Source organism: Streptomyces sp. NPDC059900, assembly GCF_050270335.1.
GTDB lineage: Bacteria > Actinomycetota > Actinomycetes > Streptomycetales > Streptomycetaceae > Streptomyces.
In genome coordinates, this window is sequence record NZ_JBNNJZ010000724.1 from 1 (window position 1) to 3,644 (window position 3,644).

General features: G+C 71.5%; 5 protein-coding genes. 2 read left to right on the forward strand and 3 right to left on the reverse strand.

Annotated elements, in window-relative coordinates; all coding sequences use genetic code 11:
- The first annotated feature begins 113 nt into the window (after positions 1 to 113).
- Positions 114 to 1,031, forward strand: a complete 918-nt coding sequence (locus ACQKIP_RS42730) for a Gfo/Idh/MocA family protein (RefSeq protein ID WP_365856112.1) — start codon at positions 114 to 116, stop codon at positions 1,029 to 1,031.
- A gap of 34 nt (positions 1,032 to 1,065) precedes the next feature.
- Here ACQKIP_RS42730 and ACQKIP_RS42735 read toward each other — a convergent pair whose 3' ends face one another.
- Positions 1,066 to 1,701 (reverse strand): histidine phosphatase family protein, encoded by a 636-nt coding sequence (locus ACQKIP_RS42735; protein WP_365856114.1) that lies wholly within the window; start codon positions 1,699 to 1,701, stop codon positions 1,066 to 1,068.
- A 13-nt stretch (positions 1,702 to 1,714) separates the two neighbouring features.
- Positions 1,715 to 1,843: a hypothetical protein gene (locus ACQKIP_RS42740; protein WP_365856116.1), complete on the reverse strand. Its 129-nt coding sequence runs from the start codon at positions 1,841 to 1,843 to the stop codon at positions 1,715 to 1,717.
- 236 nt (positions 1,844 to 2,079) lie between these two features.
- On the opposite strand from ACQKIP_RS42740, the gene ACQKIP_RS42745 reads away from it, so the two are divergent.
- On the forward strand, positions 2,080 to 2,283 hold the full coding sequence (locus ACQKIP_RS42745) for a hypothetical protein (protein WP_365856118.1): 204 nt from the start codon (positions 2,080 to 2,082) through the stop codon (positions 2,281 to 2,283).
- A 61-nt stretch (positions 2,284 to 2,344) separates the two neighbouring features.
- Here ACQKIP_RS42745 and ACQKIP_RS42750 read toward each other — a convergent pair whose 3' ends face one another.
- Positions 2,345 to 3,601, reverse strand: coding sequence for an MFS transporter (locus tag ACQKIP_RS42750; protein ID WP_365856120.1), 1,257 nt, complete (start codon positions 3,599 to 3,601; stop codon positions 2,345 to 2,347).
- Positions 3,602 to 3,644 lie beyond the last annotated feature (43 nt).

Consider the following 3,644-nt stretch of genomic DNA (forward strand, 5'->3'; position numbering starts at 1 on the left):
CCTCTACTCGCCGGATCGCGCGGACGCGCGCCTTGACGCGCCGACGCCCTGATCGACGACACCACCACCTACGTACACGCACACGCGCACGTACTCGTTTACTCGGAGACCTCATGAGCGACAGCAGCTCCCGCCCTTCGCCCGCCGACTCCGCCGCCGGCTCGCCCGCGCCGGTGCGGGTCGGCCTGGTCGGCGCCGGGCCGTGGGCGCGCGTCATGCACGCGCGGATGCTGGCCGCCGGACCCGAGACGACGCTGGCCGCCGTGTGGGCCCGCCGCCCGGAAGCCGCGGCCGAGACCGCGGCGCCCTACGGCGCGGCCGTCGCCGCGACCTTCGACGAGCTCCTCGACCGCTGCGAGGCGGTCGCCTTCGCCGTACCCCCCGCCGTCCAGGCCGAGTTGGCGCCCCGTGCCGCGAAGGTCGGCAAGGCGCTGCTTCTCGAAAAGCCCCTGGCCCCTGATCTCGCCGGGGCGCGGCGGGTGGCGGACGCGGTCGAGGAGGCGGGTGTGGTCTCCCAACTGGTTCTCACCAAGCGCTACCACCCGGCCACCCGCGCCTTCCTGGCAGCGGCGCAGCACGTAGAGGTCACCGGCGCCCGGTCCTGCTACCTCCACGGCGCTTTCCTGGGCGGGGACTTCGCCACCGCGTGGCGCATGGAGCACGGCGCGCTGCTCGACCTTGGCCCGCACCTGCTGGACCTCCTCGACACCGCTGTCGGTCCCATCACCTCGGTGCGCTCCACCGGAGATCCGCGCCGCTGGATCGAGTTGACCTGCGAGCACGAGAACGGCGCGGTGAGCCAGGCCTCGCTCTCGGGCTCCGTACGACTTCCGCGGGCCCGCACCCGGGTGGAACTGCTCGGCCCCGGCGACGAACTCGTCTACGACACGGCGGAACTGGACCACGAGGAATGCTGGCCCGTACTGCGCCGCGAATTCGCGCACGCGGTACGCACCAACCGCCCCACGCCGGTCGACGCCCGCCGAGGCCTGCGCATCCAGCAGCTCCTGGCCTGGGCGGCGGAAGGCTGACGGCGCTGCGCGCGAGCCTGCGGTCGGCGCTGGGTCACCGGAGTTGTCCGAGGTGGCGGGTGTCGCCGAGGCGGGCGACTTGGCGGTTGTGGAAGAAGTCGTCTTCGTGGAGCGTGGTGATGCTGCCCGAGGGTGCACGGAAGCTGGCGTAGCCGGCCGATTCGATCGGCATCCTGATCCAGGCCGCCACGGCGAACGTCAGGGAGCCGCCGTGCGTGACGACGATCTGGTGCGCGCAAGGGCGCCGCAGGATCTCGTCCATGGCAGCGTAGATGCGCTGTGCCCACACCATCTTGGTCTCGGCGCCTTGCACGCCTTCGTCGTGGTCCATCCGCTCCCCGACGGCGGGCGGCGGGACAAAGCGCCGGTCGAGCCACTCCTGCGGCTTTCCGCCCGCCTCGCCGTAGGACTTCTCCCGCAGCCTGCGATCCAGGACCGGCGGCACGGCGAACACCTCGGCCACCTCCTGCGCCGTCCGTACGGTGCGCCGCAGATCCGACGAGTACAGCTCCACCTCGGCGTCGTCCGGAATCTGTGCCCGCAGCGCCCGCGCGATGGACTGCGCCGCACGGACACCGGCAGGAGTCAGCCGGGAGTCGTGCCATCCGCCGACGACTCCCTCGACGTGGTGCGTGGCCTCGGGATGGGTGACGAGGTACAGCGTGCGCATGTGCGCGCATCCTTCACTTCCGGCGGCGGAGGAACAGCCAGATGCGGGTGGCCATCGCGCCGATGACCACCACGGCGACCGTGATCTGCAGCCACCGCGGGAGAGCGCCCGCTCCGGGGAGATAGAGGGCGAGCGACATCACGGACGCCACCGCGGGCTGAACCGCTGTGTGAGGTGATCCATGGGACGGCTCCGGGGGGGTTCGGGGTGGGTGGGCCGACGATACGCCCCTCGTCGTCAGTGCCGTTGCAGCGACCCGCGGTGCATGGACGCTGTCGGCAGCGCGAGGACTGGACGGCGCAGCCAACTGCCTGTGGGCTGTTTGCCGTACCCCCGGTATCCGTTCATGCCGCGTTCGGCCACCCCACCACGAAGGTGGTGGCACGGTTCGGCCCGCGCGACTGGCGCAAGCAGGGACGCGAGTACGTCATCAGGCACACCCTGCACAACGTGGGGAGCGACCTCTACGCCCGGGTGCGCGGCACGAACACCGACGAGGCCGAGCCGCTCGCCGACGGCCTGGAGAGCCCGTGGGACGACCTGTGGTTCTACTCGAACCCGGTGTTCGTGCCGGTGCGTTAGCCCTGCGGGGAGCGGGGGGGCGGCGGTGCAGTCGCCCCCGCTCCCGCGGTACTTCAGAGGGTCAGGCCGCCGCGAGTTGGGGCTCCCGTACGGACAGTCGTCCGCTGCGTGCGAGCGCGGCGACGGACGCCGCGCAGGCGAGCCCCGTCGCGGTCAGGGCCCACCACGTCAGCCACAGGGCGTCGTGGCGCTCGGCGAAGTCCCAGATGGCTCCGGTGAGGAGGTTGCCGAGGGTGATGCCGATGCCGGAGACGGTGTTGTAGAGGCCGTAGTGGGTGGCGACGAGACGGTTTCCGGAGAGGGCGACGACGGTGTCCATCTCGAACGGGTAGACCACCGCGCTGCCCGCCGCCAACAGGACCACGGCGGCAAGAAGCGCCACAAGGACCGCTGCTGTGGAACCGGTTGGGGCGAGGGCCAGGGGCAGGAAGGCGATGCCCATCGCGACAAGGCCGCGCACCAGCGCCTGGCCGGGGCTCCAGCGCTGTTTGGCCCAGTCGGTGAGCCTGAGCTGGCCCAGCACGGCGACCGCGGCCGAGACGACGAACAGCCCGCTGGTGACCCAAGTGCCCTTCGATCCCAAGGCGTCGGAAGCGGCCAGCGGCAGAGCGAGATAGACCTGGAAGGTCAGGACGTACGAGCCGATCATCGCGATGGCGAACAGCAGGAAGGGCCGGTTGGCCACGACGGTGCGCCACTGGGCAAGGACGCCGTCCTTGCGGGCTCCGGTGGCCGTGTCCGCGCCGTGGCGTGCGGGCAGCGCACGCCACTGCAGCAGGCTCAGCGCGCCGAAGATCGCGGCGGCGACCGTGCAGACGAGGCGGAAGTCGGCGGCGAGCAGGCCGAGGCCGACCAGCGGGCCCAGGAGCATCCCCGCCTGGTAGTAGACGTTGAAGGTGGCGAAGGCGTCCACACGCCGGTCGCCCGCCTCGGCCGCCAGGTAGGCGCGCACGGCGGGGTTGAACAGGGCGCCGGCGAAACCGGTGGCCGCGGAGGCGATGACGAGCGCGGGGAGGTTGTCGACCCAGCCGAGCAGGCCGAAGCCGGCGGTCCGCAGGAGGCAGCCCGCCATGATCGGCGCTTTGTAGCCGAAGCGGTCGGCGATGGTGCCGCCGATGAGGAACATGCCCTGCTGGGAGAAGTTGCGTACGCCCAGGACGAGCCCGACCGCCCAGGCCGCGAGCCCGAGTTGGCCGGACAGATGGGCGGCGAGGTAGGGCATGAGCATGTAGAAGGCGAGGTTGATGGCGAACTGGTTGGCCATCAGGAGCCTTACCGCGGGCGGGAAGGAGCGTGTCTGCCGGTACAGGTGCTTCATCGGACGGCTCCCGTGAGTGCGTGCGCGGCAGTGCGGGTGAGGG

Bases quoted from the DNA above. Each gene is read 5' to 3' on its own strand.
- ACQKIP_RS42730 (WP_365856112.1), top strand. From the start codon at position 114: ATGAGCGACAGCAGCTCCCGCCCTTCGCCCGCCGACTCCGCCGCCGGC.
- ACQKIP_RS42735 (WP_365856114.1), bottom strand. From the start codon at position 1,701: ATGCGCACGCTGTACCTCGTCACCCATCCCGAGGCCACGCACCACGTC.
- ACQKIP_RS42750 (WP_365856120.1), bottom strand. From the start codon at position 3,601: ATGAAGCACCTGTACCGGCAGACACGCTCCTTCCCGCCCGCGGTAAGG.